The sequence below is a fragment of the Acidovorax sp. NPDC077693 genome (assembly GCF_044542805.1).
In the GTDB taxonomy this organism is placed as follows: domain Bacteria; phylum Pseudomonadota; class Gammaproteobacteria; order Burkholderiales; family Burkholderiaceae_C; genus Acidovorax.
Genome location: NZ_JBITVD010000024.1, coordinates 73,922 through 98,195, shown reverse-complemented (window position 1 = coordinate 98,195; position 24,274 = coordinate 73,922). Strand labels below are relative to the sequence as shown.

The window sequence follows — 24,274 nt, the reverse complement described above, 5'->3', positions numbered from 1 at the left end:
GCGCATGAAGGGTACGAACGAAGAACTGGGCAAGAAGATGCTGGCAGAGTCCGGCCTGCACATCATCGCCGCAGACACAATTGCCGAAGCTTCTAACAAGATCTTTGCTGCCGTCAAGTAAGCCCGGAGAACACACATGTCGATCTACATCAACAAAGACACCAAGGTCATCACCCAGGGCATCACGGGCAAGACGGGCCAGTTCCACACCGAGAAGTGCCAGGAATACGCGAACGGCAAGAACGCCTTCGTGGCAGGCGTGAACCCGAAGAAGGCCGGTGAGTCGATCTTCAACATCCCGATCTACGCCTCCGTCAAGGAAGCCGCATCGCAGACCGGCGCGACCGTGTCGGTGATCTACGTGCCGCCCGCAGGCGCTGCCGCCGCCATCTGGGAGGCCGTCGAGGCCGACCTGGACATGGCCATCTGCATCACCGAAGGCATCCCCGTGCGCGACATGCTGGAAGTGCGCAACAAGATGAAGGCCAAGGAAGCCGCCGGCGGCAAGAAGACGCTGCTGCTGGGCCCCAACTGCCCCGGCCTGATCACGCCCGACGAAATCAAGATCGGCATCATGCCCGGCCACATCCACCGCAAGGGCCGCATCGGCGTCGTGAGCCGTTCCGGCACGCTGACGTACGAAGCCGTGGCCATGCTGACCGAAGTGGGCCTGGGCCAGTCGAGCGCCGTGGGCATTGGTGGCGACCCCATCAACGGCCTCAAGCACATCGACGTGATGAAGGCTTTCAACGACGATCCGGACACCGACGCCGTGATCATGATCGGCGAAATCGGCGGACCTGACGAAGCCGAAGCCGCCCAGTGGTGCAAGGCCAACATGAAGAAGCCTATCGTGGGCTTCATCGCTGGCGTGACCGCCCCTCCCGGCAAGCGCATGGGCCACGCCGGCGCGCTGATCTCCGGTGGCGCCGACACGGCCGATGCCAAGCTGGCCATCATGGAAGAGTCGGGCTTCATCATCACCCGCAACCCTTCGGAATTGGGCAAGCTGCTCAAGGCCCAGCTCAAGTAAGCTGCCTGCCACACTGCGGCACGGGCATTCGTAAGCACAATTACGGACGCCCGCGACCGCCAGGCCAGATAAACTGGCCGCTCCAATAAAAAGAGAAGCGCTCGGAACCCTGGTTCCCGGCGCTTCTTGCATTCATAACAGTGGAGTTCAGTATGGAGTTTGTGCAAAGTGCCGATTTCTGGATCGGCCTGATGAAGATCGTCTGGATCAACATCATTCTTTCGGGCGACAACGCCGTGGTCATCGCCCTGGCGGCCCGCTCGCTTCCCCCCCATCAGCAGAGAAAAGCCGTCTTCTGGGGCTCCGGCGCCGCCGTGGTACTGCGGATCTTGCTCACCGTCGTGGCGGCCAAGCTGCTGGAGCTGTCGTTCCTGCAGATCATCGGCGGCTGCCTGCTGCTGTGGATCGGCTTTCAGCTGCTGAGCGATGACGAGGAAGACGAAGGCGAGTCCAAGACCTACGGCAGCCTCATGGCCGCCGTGCGCACGATCCTGATTGCCGACCTGGTGATGAGTCTCGACAACGTGATCGCCGTGGCGGCAGCCGCCCACGGCAACGTGGTGCTGCTGGTGCTGGGCCTGGCCATCAGCATTCCGCTGGTGATCTTCGGCAGCACGCTGATGATCAAGCTGATGGAGCGCTTTCCCGTCATCGTGTTGCTGGGTGCTGCATTGATCGGCTGGGTGGGCGGCGAAACCATCGCCAACGATGCGGCGCTGCACGGCTACGTGGCAGCGCACCCGTCACTCCACTACGTGGCAGCGGCCCTGGGCGCGGCCCTCGTGGTGGGCGCCGGCAAGTTCTGGGCTTACCGCTCGCGCCGAGCCAGCGCCGCCGCCTGAACGCCGCAGGCCCTCCGCATGTGACAAAAATGGCAGCAGCCATGCTGCCAGGGGCCTGCAGCGCGACAAGAACGACAGGGCCCATGCCGGGCCACTGGGCATCCTGCGGCTGCCGGGCCGCTCTGGGCAGGGGTTGGCGCTGGGCGCAGATATTGCTTCGAACCCACTTCAAACTCAGAGCGGAACGATAGCAAGTGGGACGAACAACCTCGGGACGGCAGCGTGGCCAATGGCGTACCGACGGTGTCCTGGCCGCTGTGATGGCTGCTGGGGTGACGGCGTTGCTGGTGGCCAGCGGCGCCGTTCAGCGGGCGGAAAACTTCGTCTATGACGCTGCTGCCAGCATCACGGCACCTGCTCCGCTGCCCGACATCGCCATCGTCGGCATCGACGACGCGAGCCTCCAGGCGCTGGGCAACCGACCCTGGGGACGCGACCTGGACGCCAGGCTGGTCGACCAACTGGCGGCGGCGGGCGCCAAGACCATCGTCCTGACGGGCCCGTTGTTCGAGCCGCAATCCGATCGCGGCCTCGCCCAGATCCGCAAGATCCGCGAAACGCTGGCGCGCTCCGGGGACACATCGGCCACATCGACCGAACTGGCCCAGCTGGCCGCCGCAGCGGAAAACGACCTGGACACCGACGCGCGCCTGGCGGCCAGCCTCCAGCGTGCGGGCAACGTCCTGCTGGCCTCCCGGTATGCGCCGAGCGGCGCGTCGCTGCCACTGCCCTCCTACGCACACCGCGGCGCGCTGCCAGACCCTGGCGCGTTCGCCATCGCGCCCCCCTCCATCCAGTACCCCACCGCCGGCCTGGGCGCCGCCGCAGCGGGCGTGGGCCACTGGGTCGCCGACACCGACGCGGATGGGGTCGTGCGGCAGATACCTTTGCTGGTGCGCCACGACAACATCGGCCTGCCGTCACTCGCGTTGCTCGCAGTGCGCCACAGCCTGCACCTCGGCCCCGGCGAGTTGCGCGTGGAAGAGGCGTCCCGGGGCCTGCGCCTGGGCGGCCTGCATGTCGCCACCGACGCCTCCGCGGTGCTGCGCCCGCGGTTTCATGCGCCGGCAGAGAACGCCGCGCCGGCGTTTGCCGTGACGCCATCTGCCAGCGTGCTGCAGGGCAAGGTGCCGCCGCAGACCTTCCGCGGCAAGCTGGTGCTGGTGGGCGCCCTGAGCGACTCCCTGGCCGCACCGCAGGCCCTGCCAGGCGGGCAGGCCGCATACCCGGTGGAGGTGCTGGCGCACACCGTGTCCTCCATCCGGCTGGGCCAAGGCGTGCTGCGTCCTTCGTGGGCTCCCGCAGCGTCCTGGGGTGCCGCGCTACTGGCACTGGTGTTCGCAGCGCTGGTGCTTCCCAAACTCTCCCGTGCCGCGGGCTGGGTGGCCACCGCGACCGTGGTCGTCGTGCTGGCGGGCCTGGAGTGGGCCCTGCTGCGCCACGCGGGCCTGTGGATACCGCTGGTCGCAGGCGTGGTCGCCCTGATCGCCGGGTGGCTTGCCGTCACGGCCCTGTCGCTGCGCAGCACGGCCAGCCAGGCCCCGTCGGCGGATGCCGCGGAAACCGATCGCATGATGGCCTTGGCACTGCAGGGCCAGGGGCAGCTGGACATGGCGTTCGAACGCCTGCGCAAGGTGCCCGCCAGCGACGCGGTGCTGGACAACCTCTACCACCTGGCCCAGGACTTCGAACGCAAGCGCAACCTGGCCAAGGCCAAGGCGGTCTACAAGCACATCCTCCAGCACAACCGCGACTACAAGGATGCCCGCAGCCGCTACAAGCGGATCCGCGCCCAGCTGCAGGCCGCCGATGCGCCGCCCAGCACACCGTCGTCACTCCCATCGCCGTTGTCGCAGCTGCCGCATTTGCCGGGGGATGCGGGCGTTGCGATTCCGATGCTGGGCCGCTATCACATCGACAAGGAACTCGGCAAAGGCGCCATGGGCATCGTGTACCAGGGCCGCGATCCGAAGATCGGCCGCGTGGTGGCGATCAAGACGCTGGCCTTGAGCGATGAGTTCGAAGGCGATGCGCTGGTGGACGCGCGAACCCGCTTCTTTCGGGAGGCCGAGACCGCGGGGCGCCTGCAGCACCCGCACATCGTGACGATCTTCGATGCCGGCGAGGAGCACGACCTGGCCTACATCGCCATGGAGTTCCTTCAAGGCGCGGACCTGGCGCCAGCGTGCCGCGCCGACCAGCTGTTGCCGGTGGCCACCGTGCTGTCCATCGCATCGCGGGTCGCCCAGGCCCTGGACTATGCCCATGCCCACCAGGTGGTGCACCGCGACATCAAGCCAGCCAACATCATGTTCGACCGCGCGACGGATACCGTGAAGGTCACGGATTTCGGCATCGCCCGCATCACGGACTCCAGCAAGACGCGCACGGGCCTCGTGCTGGGCACGCCCAGCTTCATGTCGCCCGAGCAGCTGGCGGGCAAGAAGGTGGACGGCAGATCTGATCTTTATTCGCTGGGCGTCACGCTGTTTCAGCTGTTGACGGGTTCGCTGCCGCTGCGTGGCGAGTCGATGACGGAGCTCATGCACAAGATCGCGAACGTGGATGCGCCGGACATTCGCCAGCTGCGGCTCGAGCTCTCGCCGGCCGTGGCCCAGGTGGTGGCCACAGCCCTTCAAAAGCGCCCGGAGGCGCGGTACCAAACGGGCCGGCAGTTTGCAGACGCTCTGCGGCAGGCGGGCGCCCAGGCCGGACAGACGGGTGCACCGGAGGCCGGGGCAGTCGTCTATGATGCGGACCGCGATGCAACAGGGCATGAGATGGTGGATTTTCAGGAAACCGTGACGGAGACACCCGCGGGGCGGGCCGCGGCGTCCCCGCCGATTTCAAGCGCCCGATGACGCTCGCCCCAACATCCATGACCTACGAATTTTTCGCGCGGACTGACAAGGGTCGCGTGCGTACGAACAATGAAGACGCGGTAGCCGTCGACCGCGATGCACAGGTCGCCATCCTGGCCGATGGCATGGGGGGCTATAACGCCGGCGAAGTCGCCAGCGGCATGGCGACCACTTTCATCCGCACGGAAATGGCCCGATGGCTCGGCCAGGCGGGCACCACGCCGCAGACCACCGATGTCCGCCGGGCGCTGGAGATCTGCGTGGAAAACGCCAACCACGCCATCCTGGGGGCGTCGCTGTCGAACCCCCAGTATGCGGGCATGGGCACCACGCTGGTGGTGGGTGTGTTTCACGGCAGCCGGCTGATCCTGGGCCACATCGGCGATTCCCGCTGCTACCGCCTGCGCGATGGTGCATTGCAGCAGATTACACGGGACCATTCCTGGCTGCAGGAGCAGGTCGATGCCGGCTTGCTCACGGCCCAGCAGGCCGCCTTGTCCACCAACCGCAACCTCGTCACCCGCGCACTGGGCGTGGAGCCGAACGTGATGATGGAAGTCAACGAGTTCCAGGTGGCGCCCAACGACCTGTTCCTCATGTGCTCGGATGGCCTGACCGACATGGTGGCCGACGCGGACCTGGCCGAGCTGGTGCGTGCACCGATACCGCTGGAAGAAAAAGCCACACTGCTCGTCGACACCGCCAACGCGAACGGCGGGCGTGATAACGTGAGCGTACTGCTGGTGCAGGCTGCGGCAGGGGGCAAAAAACGCAGCCTTGTGTCCCGATTGCTCGGAGCCTCGTGACTGGCTCCCAATACAACAATTACTCATCACATCAGGAGTGGATCATGCCCAAAATGATCGTTTCAATCGACGGCGTCGTCATCAAGGAAGTCCAGCTGACCAAAGAGCGCACCACGCTCGGCCGTCGCCCGTACAACGACATCGTGATCGACAACCTTGCGGTCAGTGGCGAGCACGCGGTCATTCACATGCTGGAGCAGGATGTCGAGATCGAGGACCTGGGCAGCACCAACGGCACCTATGTGAACGCCAAGGCCGTGAAGCGCCAGGAGCTGCGCAACGGCGACACCATCGAGGTGGGCAAGTACAAGATCCGCTTCCTGCACGAGGCCGAGGGCCAGAACTTCGAGAAGACGATGATCTTCAAGCCGGGGATGGTGCCGCCCTTGGGCACAGCCTCCCGGCCAGCGCCCCTGGGCGCGGCACCCGTGGCGCCGATTTCGGCAGTCATCCGCGTGATGTCCGGCGCTGCGGCCGGGCGTGAAGTCTCCCTGCAAAAGGTCGTCACCACCATCGGCAAGCCCGGCGTGGCGGTTGCCTCCATCACCAAACGCCACCAGGGGTTCGTGCTGGCCCATGTGGAAGGGCCGGACATGCCGCTGCTCAACGGCACATCCATCGGCAGTGCGCCCGTGCCCCTGAAGAACGGTGACCGGCTGGAGCTGGCCGGGACGGAAATGCAGTTCGAGCAGACCTGACGCGCAGGCTGAATGAACGGGCCGAGCAGCACAGCCTGAGCCATCGGCCCGGACTTCCGATCCCCGCACCACCCACGCCGGACGGAAGTCATGTGGAAGCACATCGCACAGCTGGCTCGCCGACGCTGGCGGCGCACGGCGGTGACGCTGATCCCTCTTGTCTTTGCGCTGCTGCACCTGTCAGGCATTCTCCCCCTGCAGATGCTGGAGCGGCTGGACAACATCTTTTATGACATCCGATTGCGCGCCACGATGCCGCGCACGCTGGACGAGCGCATCGTCATCGTCGACATCGACGAAAAAAGCCTGGAGCGGGTAGGCCACTGGCCCTGGGGCCGGGACAAGATGGCCACCCTGGCCCAAGAGCTGTTCGAGCGGCAACAGGTGGCGGTGGTGGGCTTCGATGTTCTTTTTGCGGAGACCGATGGAAGCTCCGGACTCCGCAACCTGCAGCAACTGGCCCAGGGTGCGCTGAGCGACCAACCCGCATTCAAGGCGCAGCTGGAGCGCCTGGCGCCATCCCTGGACTTCGACACGCTCTTCGCTGAATCATTGAAGGGGCGCCCGGCCGTGCTGGGCTACTACCTCACCAGTGACAAGGAGGGCCGGACCAAGGGCGTCCTGCCGCCTCCCGCACTTCCGGCAGAGCGCTTGCGTGGCCTGCCCCTCAAGGCCTATTCATGGGGAGGGTACGGCAGCAACATCGGCGTTCTCGCTGGTGCAGTGCCCATCGCCGGCTTCTTCAACTCCGTGACCGATGAGGACGGGGTGGTGCGGGCACTGCCTTTGCTCGCAGAGTACCAGGGCAAGTACTATGAGTCGCTTGCCCTTGCGATGTTTCGCACCGCGTTGGGCCTGCCCGAAATCCACCCCGGCTTTGCAAACCCTGCGCCGGACGGCACCTATGACACGCTGCACAGCGTTGCACTGGTGCAGGACGGGCGTGCGCTGGCGCTTCCGGTGGATGACCGGCTGGCCACCCTCATTCCCTTTCGCGGCCCCGGCGATGTTGGCGGTGGATCCTTCCGCTATCTTTCCGCATCAGACGTTCTGGAAGGCAGGCTCGCTGCGAACGAACTCAAGGACCGGCTGATCCTGGTCGGCTCCACAGCACCCGGCTTGCTGGATTTGAGGGTCACGCCCGTGGGTCGCGCCTACCCGGGCGTCGAAACGCATGCCAATGTCCTGTCCGCGTTTCTGGACGGCAAGAACATTGTGCGACCGGACTACGCCGCCGGATTTGACGCCTTGCAATTGCTGTGCGCGGGCCTGTTGCTGGCATTCGCTTTGCCTGCGCTGTCAGCGGCATGGGCGGTCTTGATGAGCGTGGGACTGGTGAGCGGCTTGACGGCCCTCAACCTGTGGCTCTACCTCAGCCACGGGCTGGCACTGCCCCTGGCCAGCGCGGTCGTGATGGTTGTTTTGGCGTTCACGCTGAACATGGTCTACGGCTACTTTGTGGAAAGCCGCTCCAAACGGGAACTGGCCGCGCTGTTCGGCACTTACGTCCCGCCAGAACTGGTGGACGAGATGGTCAAGCAGCCCGACAACTACAGCATGCAGGCCAGCAACCAGGAGCTCACGGTCATGTTCTGCGACATGCGAGGCTTCACAGCCATGTCAGAACAGATGGAGCCGTTGCAATTGCAGGCGTTGCTCAACGACGTGTTCAGCAGGCTGACCCACATTATCCGCAGTCATCGGGGAACCATCGACAAGTACATGGGGGACTGCGTAATGGCGTTTTGGGGCGCGCCGGTGCCGACTCCTGACCATGCCCGATTGGCCGTTCAGGCTGCGTTGGACATGGCAGATGCGGTGGAAGAGGTAAATGTGCTCCACCGCGAGCGCGGACTGCCTCAGATTGGGATCGGTATTGGCCTCAATACTGGCATCATGTGCGTGGGTGACATGGGTTCGGATATTAGGCGCAGCTACACGGTGATCGGAGATGCCGTCAATCTTGGCTCGCGACTGGAAGGCTTGTCGAAGCACTACGGCGTACGCACCGTGGTAAGTGAAACCACGTGTGCGCAAGCGCCGCAATTTGCGTGGTTGGAACTTGATAGGGTTCGTGTCAAAGGCAAGGCACAGGCTGTATCAATTTACTCGCCAACGGGTGCATTGGAGTGGCAATCCGAGGCCGCTTTAGAAAGTCTATTGATCTGGCGTGAGGCTCTTGATGCCTATCGCGCTCAGAACTGGGCACAATGCGGCGAGCTGCTGGCACGGTTTAAGCACACTCAAGGTGCATCCCCTATCCTTGACCTTTACATGGAACGGGTAAAGGATTCGCACGGCCGAGCATTTGATCCCGCGTGGGACTACGCCACGAATTTCGAAACTAAATAGTAAGGTCGGCATGAAGGTTCGCGTGCTGGGTTGCTCCGGGGCCATTGCCAAGGGCTGCAGGACTACTTCATTCCTCATCAACGAGAGCGTTCTTGTGGATGCAGGTACCGGGGTGGGTGACCTGACCCTGGACGAAATGCGCAAGATCGACCATGTGCTCCTCACCCATTCGCATCTGGACCACATCGCGGCATTGCCATTGATGCTGGACGCCGTGTCGTCGCTACGCACTGCGCCTGTCACGGTTTATGCGCCCTCCGAAACCATCGACGCACTGCAAACTCACATCTTTAACAACGTCATCTGGCCGGATTTCAGCCGTATCCCGAGCGCGTCAAACCCCTTTTTGACCTACCAGCAAATTGCCGAAGGCGAAGTTTTGCAGGTGGCAGATCTTGCGGTGGAGGCGCTGCCCGCAGTGCACTCCGTGCCTGCAGTGGGTTATGCCATCAAGGGCAACACGGGATGGTGGGTCTTCAGTGGGGATACGGAGCGCAACCCCGCTTTCTGGGCACGCGTCAACCAGCTTCCAGTCGCGCTACTCGTTATTGAGACTGCTTTCAGCAACCGGGAGCAGGAGCTGGCAAAGCGGAGCTTGCATCTTTCACCAGCCACGCTGGCGGCGGAGTTGGCGTGTATTGCGCAGGACCGTACATATCCAATTTTCATAACGCATACGAAGCCCTCGGAGACTGCTCTGATCATGAGCGAAATTGGAACCGCAGGGATCATGATGCATAGATTGCTAGTTGCCCACGACATCCAGTGGTTGCAGGCCGGCCAGTCGTTTGAACTTTAGCGTCACCCCCGAAAGAACAAAATTGTCAAATTCGTACCAAAAGCAGACATTTCTTACAAAATTGACTTTTTGACGCGTGTTTCATTGATCTGCCTAGCTGCAATTTTACTATTGGCCACCTGGCACAAAAACTGCAACTCTTTGCTCAGCCTGGAGAACTTTCGACAGGTGTATCGATGCAACCTACTCCCAGGAGAAATTTATGAAGCGTTCTATTCAAAAGGGTTTTACCTTGATCGAATTGATGATCGTGGTCGCGATCATTGGTATTTTGGCTGCTGTGGCACTTCCTGCCTATCAGGATTACACAATCCGCGCGAAGGTTTCGGAAATTATCCTAGCAGGCTCATCGTGCCGTACCAGCATTACCGAAACTATTCAGAGTATTTCTAGCTCTGTACTTCCAGCGGCAGATACATGGGGTTGCGAGCAAAATACTGCAAATACGGCTGCCAGCAAAGTCACAAAATACGTCCAGTCTGTCAGAACCGATAATACCGGCATGGTGACCATTACATCGTCAGATGATACCAGCCTTAAAGATGCCAAGAGCAAGACTGTCCAAATGACTCCGTATCTGAATGAGACCACCAAGATCGCCAATGGCAACATTAATGTTGTGGTATACAAATGGGTTTGCGGCCCTGGCGGTGCCGATCCTATGCCTGCTAAGTTTTTGCCTGGGTCTTGCCGCGGTTAATTAATTAAGCGCGCTCCAAGATTCTGCTTGCAAAGCAGAATTTCCAGAAAAGCGGCGTGCCATTGGCACGCCGCTTTTTTTGCATATGCAACTTTCGAGCCAAGGAATTACGTGAAAGAAAAAGTGTTTATTTGGGCTGGCGCAATGCTGTGCTTGGCCTACTTGCTGCCCAATCACTCTTCACCTTGGTTTAGCTTTCATCAAGAATTCGTGGCAGCATTGGCATTTGCTCCCATAATAGCGTGGAGTAGCACACGATCAGGGCCGATCCCAGCGCCAACCTACGCAGTTGGAGCATTGGCAATGGTCCCTCTCATACAGTTCATGGCAGGGCAGATTTACTTCGCCACAGATGCTTGGATGGCGAGCCTTTACTTAATGGGCTTTGCATTAACTGCCCGTGCTGGCGCGCTATCAACGGAAAATGTCAAACACGGCAATAAAAAAACAAACGGCCCTATCGAAATATTGTGGTCAGCTTTGCTGGTGTCAGCACTTCTATCCGCTGGCATCGCCGTTCATCAATGGTTGATGCCTAATTATCAGGGAATATACATTGCGGAGATCCCACCAACCGCCCGCCCCTTTGCGAATCTAGCACAACCCAACCAGTTGGCCACGCTATTACTATTAGGCATTGCCGGCCTAGCATTTCTGTGGGAGGCCCGCCGAGTGCGCGCTTCTTTGGCGATTGTTGCTGCATTCATGTTGCTGTGGGCACTAGTCATGACCGGATCACGATCAGCTCTGCTCGCCCTTGTTTGGTTGGTGCCGGCTTATGCTTTTTTGCGTAAACGATGCAAACTTCGAACAACGCCAGCAGCCTTTATCACGGGAGTGGCATTTTTCTTTTTGGCAATGTGGTTGTGGCCAATTTTAGACAATTTACTTCTTTTAAACGCAAGTACAAGTACCGCACTAGAACGAATGGGCAATACAGGCATTCGCAGTGTTATCTGGCTTTCCATGCTAGACGCAATAGCACGAGAGCCTTTATTTGGCTATGGCTGGGGGCAAGTAAGTCTAGCGCAGCTCGCTGTAACTCTTGACCATCCAGCAACGCACTTGCTATTGGAAAGCGCGCATAACCTGCTCTTTGATTTAGCGCTTTGGAACGGGTTACCTGTTGCGCTGGCAATCATTTCTAGTTTGGCATATTGGTTTTACCATCAAGTGCGGTACTGCAATGATCCATTGAGATGGACTACTCTTGCGGGAGTAGCAGTGGTTTTCAATCATGCCATGGTTGAATTTCCTTTGAACTACATTTATTTCTTGCTTCCCGTTGGATTCCTCATGGGCTCATTATCTGCACAGGCGATACTAAGACCCATCTCGATCAGTCCATTGCCACCCATGAAAAAACTCCACGGGATGATCATCGCTTGTACGCTTTATGTGGGTGGATTGACCACATTGGCTGTCATTGATTACTTCCCCATTGAGACGGATTGGGAGCTAATGCGATTTCAACAAGCAAAAATTGGAAATCTTGAAAAATTCGACCCTCCATCTGTAGTCTTACTTACTAGTCTTCAGAATTTTTTGCGGTTTTCTCGCAGCGAAGCTCGCCCTGGCATGTCCGAAAAAGATTTGGAAACGATGCGCCGCAATTCCGAGAGATTCGCCTATGCAGCGCCCATGTTCAAGTATGCATTGGCTCAGGCACTCAATCATCAGCCGGAAAATGCCCTTACAACCTTGAGAAAAATGTGCTCTATACAGCCGGATAGCGTATGTCGGAGTGCAAAAAAAGAATGGGAACGACTAGCACTTAGCACACATCCCGAATTATCGAAAATAATATTCACGACCCCGAGTCTAGCAAATTGATAAGCGACAAGCGACAAGGTACTTTGAACAGTGAAGAGACAAGACGATTGTTCATACTGGATAGTTGGAGTCCGCAACGAAACGCCCTGACGTCCCACCTTGCTTTTCTAAGACACAAACGTCGTGGATGGACATCCTCCTGTCGACGGCTTTACACATGTCATAGATGGTGAGTAAAGAAATTTGCACAGCTGTAAGTGCCTCCATTTCCACACCGGTGGGCCCCACTGTTTCAACAGTGGCCGTGCAAACTATGCCTATGGAGTTCGATGGGTGAGTTTCGACAGCTGTAAATTCAATAGCAACACGCGTCAGCGCAAGCGGATGGCACAGCGGAATCAGATCACTGGTTTTTTTGGCTGCTTGGATGCCCGCAATGCGAGCAATACCCAGCACGTCACCTTTTCTCGCCGTCCCGGCTTCAATCAAAGCTAGTGTTTGCGGCAACATCGCGATACGGCCATGGGCTACCGCGGAACGGTGGGTGACCGGTTTGGCGGTCACATTTACCATGTGAGCCAGCCCTTGATCATCGAAGTGGGTTAGTTTGGACATACAGTAAAAAGCTGAGTGCTAAGGTTGAACAATCATCAAACAAAAAGGATCATAAGACCATGCAAAACTGGAAAAGGCGTCTGCGCGCCAGTGGGATTCATGCAGGCATCAGCCTTTTCGTTGCGATTCTTGCTGGCGTTCTAGTGTTTGTCCTGTGGTATCCGTATCCTTACGGGGACATCTCGGGCGGCCGCAACCTTTTTTTATTGGTCGCAAGTGTAGATGCCGTCATGGGCCCTCTGCTAACGTTGATTATTTTCAACCAAGCCAAGCCACGGCGAGAACTGGTGACGGACCTTGCAATTGTCGGTGTGCTGCAGATGGCAGCGTTGAGCTACGGCTTGTGGACCGTATTCACAGCACGCCCAGTTCACCTTGTTTTCGAATACTCCCGCATGAGCGTGGTTCATGCCGCCGATGTCGATCCAAAACTGCTGACCATGGCACCTGCATCGATGCAGAACCTGCCCATTACTGGCCCTACCCCTATCGCCCTTCGTCCGTTCAAGAACGCAGCGGAGCAGTTTGACGCCACTATGGCTGCTCTGGGAGGAGCCCCCCTGGCCGCACGTGGTGATCTGTGGCAGCCATACGCTCAAAGCCGGGCAGAAATACTCAAGGAATCCAGGCCAGCATCCGAGCTGAATGCGCGATTTGCCACTCACGCGGCGCTCATTGATGCGGCCGTTGGCAAGACCGGTAGGTCTATGGATCAAGTACGCTACCTTCCTTTGGTGGGTCGCGAAAACGCCTGGACTGTCCTGTTAGACGCGACTACCGCAGATCCAGTTGGATTTTTACCCCTCGATTCCTTCTGAAACAAGAACTATGCATTCAATGAGCCGGGCCACCCTTCACAAAGCGCTGATTGCTGTTTTTGGAGCAAATCTACTCGCCGGTTTGGTTTCGGTAAATGCACAGTCGTCCCTCCCCACCCTCGGCGACTCCAGCGACCTCACCACCAGCGCCGAGCGCCGGCTGGGTGACCGCATCATCCGCGAGCTTTACCGCGACCCCGACTACATCGACGACCCCGTCGTGGGCGACTATGTCCAGGGCATCTGGCAGCCGCTGGTGGCAGCTGCCAAAGCCCGTGGCGAGCTCTCGCCGGAGCTGGACGAGCGCTTTGCGTGGGAGATTCTGCTCGGGCGTGACCGGACGGTGAATGCGTTTGCGCTGCCCGGCGGCTATCTGGGGGTCCACCTGGGCCTCATCGGGGTGGTCACCACGCGCGACGAGCTGGCTTCGGTGCTGGCCCATGAGCTCAGCCATGTCACGCAGCGCCATATCTCCCGCCTGATCACTCAGCAAAGCAAGCAGACGCCCCTGCTCCTGGGGGCGATGATCCTGGGCGCGCTGGCGGCCAGCAAGAACCCGGGCGCGACGCAGGCCCTGGTGGTCGGCGGGCAGGCGCTGGCCATGCAGAACCAGCTGAATTTCTCGCGCGACATGGAGCGCGAGGCGGACCGGATCGGCTACGGACTGATGGCGCCGGCCGGGTTTGCGCCCCAGGGTTTCGTGAGCATGTTCGAGAAGCTCCAGCAGGCCAACCGCTTGAACGACAACGGTTCCTGGCCCTATCTGCGCAGCCATCCGCTGACCAGCGAGCGCATGGCAGACATGCACTCGCGCATGCCGCCCGGCGCGGCGGCTGCGCCCACAGCGGCGCCGGCGGGCACGATGGAGCACGCGATGGTGGCAGCGCGTGCGCGGGTGCTGTCCAACCCCGGGGTCGACACGCTGCGCCAGTGGGTGGCCGAGCCTCAGGGCACGGGATTTGCCTCGCTGCCGGCCAACCGCCGCGCTGCCGTGCTGTATGCGGCAGCCCTCGGCAGCAACCAACTGCGGGATGCGCAGGGTGCGCGCTCGGCGGCCAGGAAGCTGGGCGAACTGGCCCGCAACGACCCCGCTGCCCATCGACTGGCCCGCTTGCTGAGCGCTGAAATCGAACTGGCCGCGGGCGACGCCGCCGCGGCATTGAATGCGCTGCCTGCAGAGCAAGGCGCGCCACGCCGCCCGGACCTGGCCCTGCGCACCCAGGCCCTGCTGCGGCTCGGGCGCGCTGCCGAGGGCACGGGGGCGCTGCAGACCTGGGTGGCGACGCACCCCCGGGATGCGACGGTGTGGCAGTTGCTGGCGTCCAGCTGGCAGGCCCAGGGCCAGCCGCTGCGCGCCGTGCGTGCCGAAGCCGAGGCCCACGCCGCCCGCTATGACTATGCGGCGGCGGTGGACCGGTTCAAGGCCGGGCAGGATCTGGCACGGCGCGGCGGGCCGCAGGTGGACCACATCGAAGCGTCCATCGTCGACACGCGGCTGCGCGCGGTGGAGCTACTTCTTCGAGAACAGGCCGCCGAGCGCTGACTCGATCAGAACACCCAGGACGGTGTAGATCAGCGACCCGATGAGGGCGGCTGCAAAGCCCTGCACGTGGAAGCCGTCCAGCACGGCCGCGGCGGCCCAGAACATCAGCGCGTTGATGACGAACAGGAAGAGCCCCAGCGTGACGATGGTGACCGGCAGGGTCAGCACCACCAGCACGGGCCGCAGGACCACGTTGAACAGCCCGATGACGAAAGCCGCGATCAGGGCCGACGTGAAGCTTTTCACCTCGACCCCGCTGTAGATGTAGGCCACGAACAGCAGCGACGCTGCGCTCAGCAGCCATTTGAGAAGAAGTTTCATGGCCAAAGAATAGCACCGGCCAGCCACAACGAAAAAGGGCCCGTGAGGGCCCTTTCAGCATGCCAACCCGCGCCATGAAGCGGGCTGTCCAGCACTTTTTTTACTCCAGTGCCAGCACCCACAGGGCGCCAAAGCCGGTGAGCAGGCTGCCCAGCAGCGTGCCCGGCCGCGGCGACGACCAGCGGCGGCCTGCGGCGGCCTGCGCTTCGGGGGTGTCGGACTTGGGCCGGCGGGCGTCCACCACCTGGGCCGCGGACGGCTGGGCTGCCTGCAGCTGCTCGGTCAGCTCCACCAGCGGGCCCTTGGCCACCACGGTGGTCACGCTGCTCGCGGGCGCCCGCAGCGCGGGCAGGATCTGCGAGAACAATTTGTCGGCCCACTTGGCGCGCCAGTTCTCGCGCGCGCTGTGGCTCACCCATTTGCTGATGCGGTGGGTCATGCGGGGAGCGCAGGCGACCAGCACCCACTGGGTATGCTTCGTGGCATCCCGGGCAAACAACGGCGCCAGTACCTGTTCGGCGTATGCCGCGTCGTCCACATACACGATGACTCTGTCCATACCATCTCCTGTTGAGAGCCAAAGGCCCGGAGGGCGACATGCCCCCAGGCCCCGGGTCGATTCCAAAGAGCGCCCGATAGCGCCTGGCGATCAGCCTTGCTGCTCGGCAGGAGCGGCGGCTGCGCGGCGCGACAGGACGAACTTGCCGGCTGCCAGGACGAGCAGTGCACCTGCCACGCTCGCACCATAGCGGATCAGGTCCGTCTGCGGCAGCTTGACCATCCACTGCCACTTGTCGGGGTTGGCGAACACGGGGTCGGTGACCAGCATGCCGCCGGCGATCCAGCCCAGCAGCATGCCGCCGGCCGTGATGATCAGGGGGAAGCGCTCCATGAGCTTGATGACCAGCTGGCTGCCCCAGACGATGATCGGGATGGAGATGAGCAGGCCCAGCACCACGAGCAGGAACGAGTGTTCGCCCGCATTCTGGGCGGCGCCGGCGATGGCGATGACGTTGTCGACGCTCATGACCAGGTCGGCCACGATGATGGTCTTGATGGCGGCCAGCAGCTTGTCGCTGCCCTGCACGTCGCCGTGGCCGTCTTCATCGGGGGCCAGCAGCTTGATGCCGATCCAGACCAGCAGCAGCGCGCCCACGAACTTGAGGAACGGCAGCGCCAGCAGTGTCATCGCGAAGGCGATCAGGATCACGCGCAGGATGATGGCACCGGCGGTGCCCCAGATGATGCCCTTGGTGCGCTGGGCGGGCGGCAGCTTGCGGCAGGCCAGCGCAATGACCACCGCGTTGTCGCCCCCGAGCAGGATGTCGATGATGATGATCTGCCCCAGGGCGATCCAGAATTCGGGCGAAGCCAAAAAGTCCATAAATTCCTCTGTATCAATGCGCGCGAAAGGAGGATCCCGGTGCCACTGTAGCGCCGAGTCCGTCCAAGGGATAGAGGGCCTGCGATGAGAGGATCAAGGGCGCGCCCGAGAAGGGCATGGATATGCGAAGGACGGCCTTGATCAGCCCTGTGCAGGGCCCATCAAAGGTCTTGCTCAGCCCGGAGCATGGTGAGTGCGCCTGGCCCGGACCGCCGGAAGCGCGGTGCGCGCTTCGTACTGACGACGGTTCCGATGCCTCGCCACCCCCAGGACCAGGTGTCTGGCCGTGCCGGGTGGCAAGTCGGGAGCTACTCCCCTTCGAAGCTGCGATTGGAACATCGCCAGCGCTTGCGCGCAAGGGCGGCTCGTTGTGGTTAATGCGTACAGCGGTACCCCGGAATCTCTGCCAGTGCGCCCGCGGCAGGCAAATAACACCGCTGGCAGGAGGCCCGGGGGCGGGCAGCTATGATCCAGCCCCTTCTGATCTTTCTCCATGGCCGTTCTCCACATCACCGACATCGAAGCTGCGATCAACCATTGGCGGAGGTGCCGCCCGTCGCCCGATGGCGTGAGCCTGGCGCCGGAGATCCGCGCCCTGGGCGAGCTGTACGCGCTCATGGTGTTCCGGCGCGAGGACGAGGTCGACGAAGCGGCCGTGACCACCGAGGCCCATGCCGCATGGCAGGCCTGGTACGACACCACGCCCGATACGCCGTGCATTGCCATCTGCTCCACCAGCCAGGGCGATGACCTGTGCAAAGGTTGCGGGCGCACGTTTGACGAAGTGCAGTTCTGGCCCGCATTCACGCCGGCGCAAAAGCGCGTAGTGTGGCGGCGCATCACGCTGGAGCACTCGGCCTGGCGCTTCAACCGGTACGCGGAGCGTGCGGCCGAAGGCGCGTCAACCCGGTCCGCTGCTGCTGCCGAGGCCGCCTCCTGAAGAAGGCTGGCGGTCGGCTGCTGTCACCCTGGCTGTCAGTCCTGCACGACCCGCTGAACGTGCAACACGCAGGGGAACAGGAGCGGCAGGGGCAACGGAAGAGGCCGCAGGGCTGTACGCCACGGGAGCAAACCGCTATGGTGGGCCCATGCTGCGCCTGACCCAAGCCCCGAACATCGCGATTGCCACGCTCTGGGCAGACCTGCTGTGCGAGGCGGGCATGGCGGCGTCGGTACAGCGCCAGTACCTGGGGGCGGCAGCGGGCCACCTGCCGCCCGACCAGTGCCTGCCCGAGATCTGGCTGGAGTACGACGAACACGCCACCCCTGCCCGCAGTCTGCTCCAGGCACTGGAGGACCTGCCCCAGCGCCGCTGGGACTGCCGCTGCGGCGAGATGGTGGAGGGCGGTTTCGAGCAGTGCTGGCAATGCGGCGCGCTCATGCCGCGCGAATGACCGGCACCGCCAGAGCGAAGCAATTCAGCGCAGCTGAATGCGATGCGATGCAATCACTATCAAATTAATAGCTGCTAGCGCCCACCTATCATGCGGTAGCTGCCTTTTTCCCTATTGCTGAACGCTGAATCCTGGAATCCGGCATCACTTCCAGCGCACGGGCTCCACGTGCACGCTGCCCTGGTTGCTGCTCAGGGTGATCGCGCCCTCCTGCACCGTGGCCTGCAGCTGCATGCTGCGCTCGGCCAACTGGGCCAGCGCCTGGGATGCCTCGCTGGGGATGCGCCAGACCTGCAGCTTGTCCAGGCGGGAGAGCTTGGTCTCGATGCCCCGCCACCACACCTCGGCCGCATGGTGAAAGCAGTAGACGATCACCGCGTCCGACTTGCTGCAGGCCTTGGTCAGCGGCTTGTCCTCCGGCTGGCCCACTTCGATCCACACGCGCTTGCGGCCGGTGAAGTCGGTCAGCGACGCATCGGGATCGTCCGGGTCGGACAGCCCCGCGCCAAAGGTCAGCGTGCCGTCGCCCTTGCACAGGTCGTTGAGCTGGTGGGCCTGGATGGCCAGGGCCACCAGACGGATCATCATGCGCTCGTCGGTTTCGCTGGGGTGGCGGGCCAGGGTGAGCGCGTGGTCGGCGTAGTAGCCGTGGTCGATGTCGGCAAGTTGAAGATTCGCTTTGAATATTGTTGATTTGATGGCCATTCTCAGCGGGTTCCTTCAATAAATACTTTCACATCAGCCCCGTTGCTCCGACGCTTCTCAATGAAGTATCGTGCGGGGAAACTCCCCAAACGCGCAGCATTTTGCAGTGCTTGTTCTGCTTCAGGGTGATTCAGGGCATGAAGCGCGCGAAATCGCTCAAACCAGATTCGGGGTGCTTCGTCGGGGCTGAGGCGTTCAGCAGAATCCAGATCATGAATTGCATCGCCGGCACGACCTGCCCTGGTCAAGGTTGAAGCGCGTGCAATGTAGAAGCTGGAGTTTTTTGGACTCAGCTCAATCGCCTTGCCGATGTCCGACAGCGCTCCTTCGACATCACCGGTTTGAAACCGCTCGTTGCCGCGGTTGAAAAAGATGCGACTCGCTCCTGCAACTGCATTCGTTGGTAGCTTTGCCGCAGCGTCTTCCCAAAGTGCAGCACGCGAAGAAAAACTTTCAAGCCTATCTTGAGATTGCACAAATAGCAGAGGTATTGCAACCACTGCCACTGCAAATATCCAGCGCCGCGCGAGGTGCCGGGCCAGTGCGGCAATTGTGGCTGCATATCCGATGGCCCAGATGTAGCTACGGTAAAGCACATAAGGTTCTTGGAAACGCACAAGGCTGAACTCAACCATGAACAGCAACGCGCTGAATGCGAGACCAAACGTAAACAAGCGGTACTTCCCAGTCAAAAGGGAGAGCGCAATAGCCCCAGAAGGAATCGCCGCAAACACCGCAAGTTGCAGCCAAGCGCGCAGGGGAGTCCAAGGCTCGAGAAAATCGACCCTCAAGTCCACCGACATTCGAGTGGTGGAGGGCACCAGCCACTGCACCCAATATTGGAAATAAAGTTGCGCCTGCGTATATGCAGAAAATAGCCAACGATCCCATCTTCCTTTGAATACGGGAATTCCGTAGATTTCCCCTTGCAAGTCGCTCAGTTTAGGCTCATAGGGCTGACCAACAAATCCTATCCCAACGCTGAGCACCAGTGCCACTGCAGGTAAATTTGCACATACAAATGCGGCACAGATATACACTGTTCGCCGATCTATCCGGTCCAAGAGCAGAACAAGAGACAACGCTGCAAATGGAACAGTCACAGAATGTTCTTTGCAAAGCATTGCCAGGGATGACATCAATGCCGACCGCATAGCCATCACTAAACTGCCCTCTTGCAGTGCAGTAAGCAAGTAGCGCAAACTGACCAATGAGAACAGCGTGGCCATGACCGTGGTGCGCTGAATCAGATAACCGGCGGCGTACACAGCCACCGGGTGCACAATGAATACAACGGCCAGTCCTGCTGCAACCGCGCAGGCTTGGTGACGGGCGGCGACGATAGGCACCGCTCGATTCATATCCAGAATAAGCATCTGCTTGATCAGCCGATAGAGCTGCCAAGCGACCAGAATATGCAACACCAAGCTGATCAGCCGATGCGCCTCCATGCTTCCATATTGCGTTTGCACCCAACCGAGGGTGAAATACGGCAACGAGCGTGTAACTAGCTCCCAAGGCTCTATGGCCGCAGTTGTGAGTCTCGACGAAAAGAACAGGTTACCGTCGTCAAAGACGAACGGATTCTGAAGATACGGGCCGTACAAAGCTGACCCGACGCCCGAAATAGCAAGAATGACAAGAAGCGTAAAAACTGATTCTTTAGACCAACGCCCCCCCACAAAAGGCATAGTCATAAAGTCGTGCGCTCGCTGGAACTGCTCTGCCGCATACAACCCGTCACTACACTCTGCGGGCCAGCTCCGCCGCCTTGCCTGTGTAGCTGCCCGGCGTCATGGCCAGCAGGCGTTCCTTCTCCGCCTCGGGAATCTCCAGCGAACGGATCAGGCCGTGCAGGGCCTCGGCCGTCACCGTCTTGCCGCGCGTGACTTCCTTGAGCTTTTCATACGCGCCCTGCACGCCAAAGCGGCGCATCACCGTCTGGATGGGCTCGGCCAGCACTTCCCAGGCCGCGTCGAGGTCGTCGGCCAGGTTTTCTTCGTTCAACTCGAGCTTGTTCAGGCCCGCCAGCAGCGAGGCGTACGCCAGCGCCGCATAGCCCAGCGCCACGCCCATGTTGCGCAGCACCGTGCTGTCGGTCAGGTCGCGCTGCCAGCGGCTGATCGGCAGCTTTTCCGACAGGTGGCGCAGCAGCGCGTTGGCCAGGCCCAGGTTGCCTTCGGCGTTCTCGAAGTCGATGGGGTTGACCTTGTGCGGCATGGTGCTCGAGCCGATCTCGCCGGCCTTCAGGCGCTGCTTGAAGTAGCCCAGGCTCACATAGCCCCAGATGTCGCGCGACAGGTCGATCAGGATGGTGTTGGCGCGCGCCACGGCGTCGAACAGCTCGGCCATGTAGTCGTGCGGCTCGATCTGGATGGAGTACGGCTGGAAGGTCAGGCCCAGGCCCAGCGGCTCGGGGGTCTCGATGACCTTCTTGCTGAAGGCCTCCCAGTCGAAATCGGGCCAGGCGGACAGGTGGGCGTTATAGTTGCCCACGGCGCCGTTCATCTTGCCCATGATCTTGACGCTGGCGATGCGCTCGCTGGCGGCCTGCAGGCGCATGACCACGTTGGCCATCTCCTTGCCCACCGTGGTGGGGCTGGCCGTCTGGCCGTGGGTGCGGCTGAGCATGGGCACGTCGGCGTAGGCGTGCGACATCTCGCGCAGCTTGAGCACAATGCGGTCCAGGCCCGGCAGCACGACCTGGTCGCGGCCCGAGCGCAGCTGCAGCGCGTGGCTGGTGTTGTTGATGTCTTCGCTGGTGCAGGCGAAGTGCACGAACTCGGAGGCTTTCTCCAGTTCTGGGCGCGCTTCGAACTTGCTCTTGATCCAGTACTCCACGGCCTTCACGTCGTGGTTGGTGGTTTTCTCGATCTCCTTGATCGCCGCGGCGTCGGCTTCGGAGAAGTTCTTGATCAGGCCCAGCAGGTAGGCGCGAGCGCCGGTGGTCAGGGGCTTGAACTCGGCAAAGCCCGCGTCGGACAGGGCGATGAACCAGGCCACCTCCACCTGCACACGGCGGTGCATGTAGCCGTGCTCGCTCATGATCGGGCGCAGGGCGGCAAGTTTGCTGGCGTAACGGCCGTCAAGCGGCGACAGGGCGGTGATGGTGGACAGGCTCATGGCGCGCCATTGTAGGTGTTGGGCCAGTGTCACGGCTTTGCCACACCTGCCGCCCGCCCGGCGATGGTGCCAAGTCGCAGCCGATAGAATCAAACTCGATTGTTCAGACTACCGCGCACTGGAAGCCACACCATGAAATTGATCGGAGCCACTGCCAGCCCTTATGTCCGCAAGGTGCGCGTCGTGATGGCGGAAAAAAAGCTCGACTACCAGTTCGTGCAAGAGAACGTCTGGGCGGACGACACCACCATTGCCACCTCCAACCCGCTGGGCAAGGTGCCCTGCCTGGTCATGGAAGGCGGAGAAGCCGTCTTCGACTCCCGCGTGATCGTGGAGTACCTCGACACCCTCTCGCCCGTGGGCAAGCTCATCCCCAGCCAGGGCCGCGAGCGCGCCGAGGTCAAGACCTGGGAAGCCCTGGCCGATGGCCTGGTGGACGCCGCCATCCTGGCGCGCCTAGAAGCCACCTGGGCCCACCGCAAGGACAGCGAGCGCAGCCAGGCCTGGATCGACCGCCAGCTGCGCAAGGTGAACGACAGCTTGAAGTCCATGAGCCAGGGCCTGGGCGACAAGCCGTTTTGCAGCGGCATCCACCTGAGCCTGTCGGACATCGCCGTCGGCTGCGCCCTGGGCTGGCTCGAGTTCCGCTTCCCCGAGATCGCCTGGCGCGGCGGGTACCCCAACCTCGCCAAGCTGCTCGACAAGCTCATGCTGCGCCCGAGCTTCGCGGACACCCGGCCGTCCTGAGCCTGCCTGCGTTGGGGGCCGCCGCCGGGCACCGGCGCAGCGGCCGCGCCACTCCGAGGGTATCCATGGCGTGCCGTATGCTACGAAGCTTATGAACGAAATGGTTCAAAACCCGAACAAGCCCGCCAAGACCGTCAAGGCCGCCGCCACCACCCGTGCCGGCCGGCAGCGCGCGGCGCGCGACGCCGCCGCCACGCCCGGCGCCGACCGTGTGCGCGTGAACGACCCCGACCGCACCATGGCTAACATCCTGCAGGTGGCCACGGCGGAGTTCGCGGACAAGGGGCTGGCCGGCGCCCGCATCGACGAGATCGCGGCGCTCACCAGCACCAGCAAGCGCATGATCTACTACTACTTCGGTAGCAAGGAAGGCTTGTACGTGGCGGTGCTGGAAGACGCCTACCGCCGCATCCGGCGCATCGAGGCGGAGCTGCACCTCGAAGACCTGGCACCTGAGGAAGCCCTGCGCACGCTGGTGGGTTTCACGGTCGACTACCAGCTGGCCAACCCCGACTTCATCCGCCTGGTGATGAACGAGAACATGCACCGGGGCGAGTTCATCAGCCGCTCCACCACCATCCAGGAGCTCAACATCCCGGTGATCCACGCGGTGCGGGACGTCTACCAGCGCGGCGTGGCCAGCGGCGTGTTCCGCCCGGGCGTGGACCCGCTGGACCTGCACATGTCCATCTCGGCGCTGTGCTTCTTCAACGTGGCCAACCGCCACACCTTCGGCGCGATCTTCAAGCGCTCGCTGGACTCCGCCGACGCCACGGCGGCGCGCCGCGATTCGATCATCGAGATGATCGTGCGCTTCGTGAAGTAAGCCCCCCTGAGGCGCTGCGCGCCATCCCCGCGGGGGGACGCTCCCGGCGCGGCGTGGCGGCGGTTGCGCAGGCCGTGCGGCCCGCTCAGGCTGCCCCCGCCCTCGGTTCCCGTTCCCGTTCCCGTTCCCGTTCCCGTTCCCGTTCCCGTTCCCGTTCCCGTTCCCGTTCCCGTTCCCGTTCCCGTTCCCGTTCCCGTTCCTCATTCTTTATCGCACTCCCCGGTCCAGGGTTTGCACCTAGATCAAATACTAACCAGTTCGTACAAAATAATTTCCAGCGCATCAACGACAAGAATGGAGACACCATGTTTGCACTGGCCGACCGCGTTCTGCGGGGCTACACCCGCGCCCTCGACGCCCTCTCCGGCCTGTGCCTGGCCATCATGGTGGTGCTCGTCTTCGGCAACGTGGTGCTGCGCTACACCTTCAACTCGGGCATCACCGTGTCCGAGGAGCTGTCGCGCTGGCTCTTCGTCTGGCTGACCTTCATGGGCGCCGTGGTGGCGCTGCGCGAACACGGCCACCTGGGCGTGGACGCGATGGTGGCCCGGCTGCCGCGCCTGGGCAAGAAGATCTGCCTCGTGCTGGCCCAGGTGGCCATGATCTACGTATCGTGGCTGCTGCTCACGGGCAGCTGGGCGCAGACGGTCATCAACTGGGAGACCGAGGCCCCGGTCACCGGCGCGTCGGTGGGCATCTTCTACGCCAGCGGCGTGCTCATGGGCGCCTCGGCGATTGCCATCCTGCTGCGCGACCTGCTGCGCACGCTGTTCCTGCCGCTGACCGACCGCGAACTGGTCATGGTGCAGGAAAGCGAAGAAGCCGCCGCGCTCGAGCAGATCCAGCGCGACGTACAGCAAGCCGATGCCGCTGCCATGGCGCAGAGCCTGGACGGCCGCAGCGCGCCGGGCTCGGGCAAGCCCTGAATACGTGT

At 61.9% G+C, this 24,274-nt stretch carries 23 protein-coding genes and 1 pseudogene; 17 read left to right on the top strand and 7 right to left on the bottom strand.

The annotated features are described in order from the left end of the window. The 10 genes and pseudogenes from sucC to ACIGHN_RS26000 form a co-directional block, all read left to right on the top strand. A pseudogene (gene sucC / locus ACIGHN_RS26045) lies at window positions 1–121 on the top strand (succinate--CoA ligase subunit beta); the annotation flags it as partial. Window positions 122–136: 15 nt separating this feature from the next. Further along, on the top strand, window positions 137–1,033 hold the full coding sequence (sucD, locus tag ACIGHN_RS26040) for a succinate--CoA ligase subunit alpha (RefSeq protein ID WP_056411196.1): 897 nt from the start codon (window positions 137–139) through the stop codon (window positions 1,031–1,033). Window positions 1,034–1,185: 152 nt separating this feature from the next. Next, a complete protein-coding gene (locus ACIGHN_RS26035; protein WP_056411194.1) occupies window positions 1,186–1,875 on the top strand; it encodes a TerC family protein in 690 nt (229 codons plus the stop codon). Between the two features lie 260 nt (window positions 1,876–2,135). Then, window positions 2,136–4,736 carry a CHASE2 domain-containing serine/threonine-protein kinase gene (locus tag ACIGHN_RS26030; RefSeq protein WP_396507057.1) on the top strand — a complete coding sequence of 867 codons (2,601 nt, stop codon included), beginning with the start codon at window positions 2,136–2,138 and terminating at the stop codon, window positions 4,734–4,736. Between the two features lie 17 nt (window positions 4,737–4,753). Beyond that, window positions 4,754–5,542, top strand: coding sequence for a Stp1/IreP family PP2C-type Ser/Thr phosphatase (locus ACIGHN_RS26025; protein ID WP_082485727.1), 789 nt, complete (start codon window positions 4,754–4,756; stop codon window positions 5,540–5,542). Window positions 5,543–5,586: 44 nt separating this feature from the next. Beyond that, window positions 5,587–6,240, top strand: a complete 654-nt coding sequence (locus ACIGHN_RS26020) for an FHA domain-containing protein (protein WP_056411189.1) — start codon at window positions 5,587–5,589, stop codon at window positions 6,238–6,240. A gap of 90 nt (window positions 6,241–6,330) precedes the next feature. Next, on the top strand, window positions 6,331–8,592 hold the full coding sequence (locus tag ACIGHN_RS26015; protein ID WP_396507055.1) for a CHASE2 domain-containing protein: 2,262 nt from the start codon (window positions 6,331–6,333) through the stop codon (window positions 8,590–8,592). Between the two features lie 10 nt (window positions 8,593–8,602). Continuing rightward, complete coding sequence (locus ACIGHN_RS26010) at window positions 8,603–9,391, top strand: MBL fold metallo-hydrolase (RefSeq protein ID WP_396507054.1); 789 nt, start codon at window positions 8,603–8,605, stop codon at window positions 9,389–9,391. A gap of 202 nt (window positions 9,392–9,593) precedes the next feature. Then, window positions 9,594–10,091 (top strand): pilin, encoded by a 498-nt coding sequence (locus ACIGHN_RS26005; protein ID WP_396507052.1) that lies wholly within the window; start codon window positions 9,594–9,596, stop codon window positions 10,089–10,091. 111 nt (window positions 10,092–10,202) lie between these two features. Next, window positions 10,203–11,924: a Wzy polymerase domain-containing protein gene (locus ACIGHN_RS26000; RefSeq protein ID WP_396507051.1), complete on the top strand. Its 1,722-nt coding sequence runs from the start codon at window positions 10,203–10,205 to the stop codon at window positions 11,922–11,924. A 51-nt stretch (window positions 11,925–11,975) separates the two neighbouring features. On the opposite strand, the gene moaC is transcribed toward ACIGHN_RS26000, so the two are convergent. Then, on the bottom strand, window positions 11,976–12,479 hold the full coding sequence (gene moaC / locus ACIGHN_RS25995; protein ID WP_396507049.1) for a cyclic pyranopterin monophosphate synthase MoaC: 504 nt from the start codon (window positions 12,477–12,479) through the stop codon (window positions 11,976–11,978). Window positions 12,480–12,538: 59 nt separating this feature from the next. Here moaC and tfpZ point away from each other — a divergent pair, with 59 nt between their 5' ends. Further along, window positions 12,539–13,297, top strand: coding sequence for a TfpX/TfpZ family type IV pilin accessory protein (tfpZ, locus tag ACIGHN_RS25990; protein ID WP_396507047.1), 759 nt, complete (start codon window positions 12,539–12,541; stop codon window positions 13,295–13,297). A 10-nt stretch (window positions 13,298–13,307) separates the two neighbouring features. Beyond that, the gene (locus ACIGHN_RS25985; protein ID WP_396507045.1) at window positions 13,308–14,840 is read left to right on the top strand and encodes a M48 family metalloprotease; all 1,533 of its coding nucleotides are present in this window, start codon (window positions 13,308–13,310) and stop codon (window positions 14,838–14,840) included. On the opposite strand, the gene ACIGHN_RS25980 is transcribed toward ACIGHN_RS25985, so the two are convergent. From ACIGHN_RS25980 to ACIGHN_RS25970, 3 genes are all read right to left on the bottom strand, one after another. Further along, window positions 14,808–15,161 carry a phage holin family protein gene (locus ACIGHN_RS25980; RefSeq protein WP_396507043.1) on the bottom strand — a complete coding sequence of 118 codons (354 nt, stop codon included), beginning with the start codon at window positions 15,159–15,161 and terminating at the stop codon, window positions 14,808–14,810. The genes ACIGHN_RS25985 and ACIGHN_RS25980 overlap by 33 nt on opposite strands. 100 nt (window positions 15,162–15,261) lie before the next feature. Beyond that, entirely contained in the window at window positions 15,262–15,720 is a 459-nt protein-coding gene (locus ACIGHN_RS25975; RefSeq protein ID WP_056411179.1) for a hypothetical protein, read from the bottom strand. 90 nt (window positions 15,721–15,810) lie between these two features. Continuing rightward, window positions 15,811–16,545, bottom strand: coding sequence for a TerC family protein (locus tag ACIGHN_RS25970; protein ID WP_056411178.1), 735 nt, complete (start codon window positions 16,543–16,545; stop codon window positions 15,811–15,813). Window positions 16,546–17,038: 493 nt separating this feature from the next. Between ACIGHN_RS25970 and ACIGHN_RS25965 the strand changes: the two genes are divergently transcribed. Both ACIGHN_RS25965 and ACIGHN_RS25960 read left to right on the top strand, forming a co-directional pair. After that, on the top strand, window positions 17,039–17,485 hold the full coding sequence (locus ACIGHN_RS25965; RefSeq protein WP_396507041.1) for a DUF3717 domain-containing protein: 447 nt from the start codon (window positions 17,039–17,041) through the stop codon (window positions 17,483–17,485). A gap of 148 nt (window positions 17,486–17,633) precedes the next feature. Continuing rightward, on the top strand, window positions 17,634–17,939 hold the full coding sequence (locus ACIGHN_RS25960; RefSeq protein WP_396507040.1) for a DUF2007 domain-containing protein: 306 nt from the start codon (window positions 17,634–17,636) through the stop codon (window positions 17,937–17,939). Window positions 17,940–18,083: 144 nt separating this feature from the next. On the opposite strand, the gene ACIGHN_RS25955 is transcribed toward ACIGHN_RS25960, so the two are convergent. The 3 genes from ACIGHN_RS25955 to purB are packed head-to-tail and all read right to left on the bottom strand — an operon-like array spanning window position 18,084 to window position 21,767. Continuing rightward, window positions 18,084–18,644 carry a YaeQ family protein gene (locus tag ACIGHN_RS25955; RefSeq protein WP_396507038.1) on the bottom strand — a complete coding sequence of 187 codons (561 nt, stop codon included), beginning with the start codon at window positions 18,642–18,644 and terminating at the stop codon, window positions 18,084–18,086. 2 nt (window positions 18,645–18,646) lie between these two features. After that, complete coding sequence (locus ACIGHN_RS25950) at window positions 18,647–20,341, bottom strand: tetratricopeptide repeat protein (RefSeq protein ID WP_396507036.1); 1,695 nt, start codon at window positions 20,339–20,341, stop codon at window positions 18,647–18,649. Window positions 20,342–20,387: 46 nt separating this feature from the next. After that, window positions 20,388–21,767: an adenylosuccinate lyase gene (gene purB / locus ACIGHN_RS25945; protein WP_056411172.1), complete on the bottom strand. Its 1,380-nt coding sequence runs from the start codon at window positions 21,765–21,767 to the stop codon at window positions 20,388–20,390. Window positions 21,768–21,899: 132 nt separating this feature from the next. Between purB and ACIGHN_RS25940 the strand changes: the two genes are divergently transcribed. The 3 genes from ACIGHN_RS25940 to ACIGHN_RS25930 all read left to right on the top strand — a co-directional run bounded on the left by ACIGHN_RS25940 (window position 21,900) and on the right by ACIGHN_RS25930 (window position 24,266). Next, a complete protein-coding gene (locus ACIGHN_RS25940) occupies window positions 21,900–22,514 on the top strand; it encodes a glutathione S-transferase N-terminal domain-containing protein (RefSeq protein WP_396507034.1) in 615 nt (204 codons plus the stop codon). 91 nt (window positions 22,515–22,605) lie between these two features. After that, window positions 22,606–23,340: a TetR/AcrR family transcriptional regulator gene (locus ACIGHN_RS25935; protein WP_056422241.1), complete on the top strand. Its 735-nt coding sequence runs from the start codon at window positions 22,606–22,608 to the stop codon at window positions 23,338–23,340. A gap of 305 nt (window positions 23,341–23,645) precedes the next feature. Next, window positions 23,646–24,266 carry a TRAP transporter small permease gene (locus tag ACIGHN_RS25930; protein ID WP_056411168.1) on the top strand — a complete coding sequence of 207 codons (621 nt, stop codon included), beginning with the start codon at window positions 23,646–23,648 and terminating at the stop codon, window positions 24,264–24,266. The last annotated feature ends 8 nt before the right edge of the window (window positions 24,267–24,274 follow it).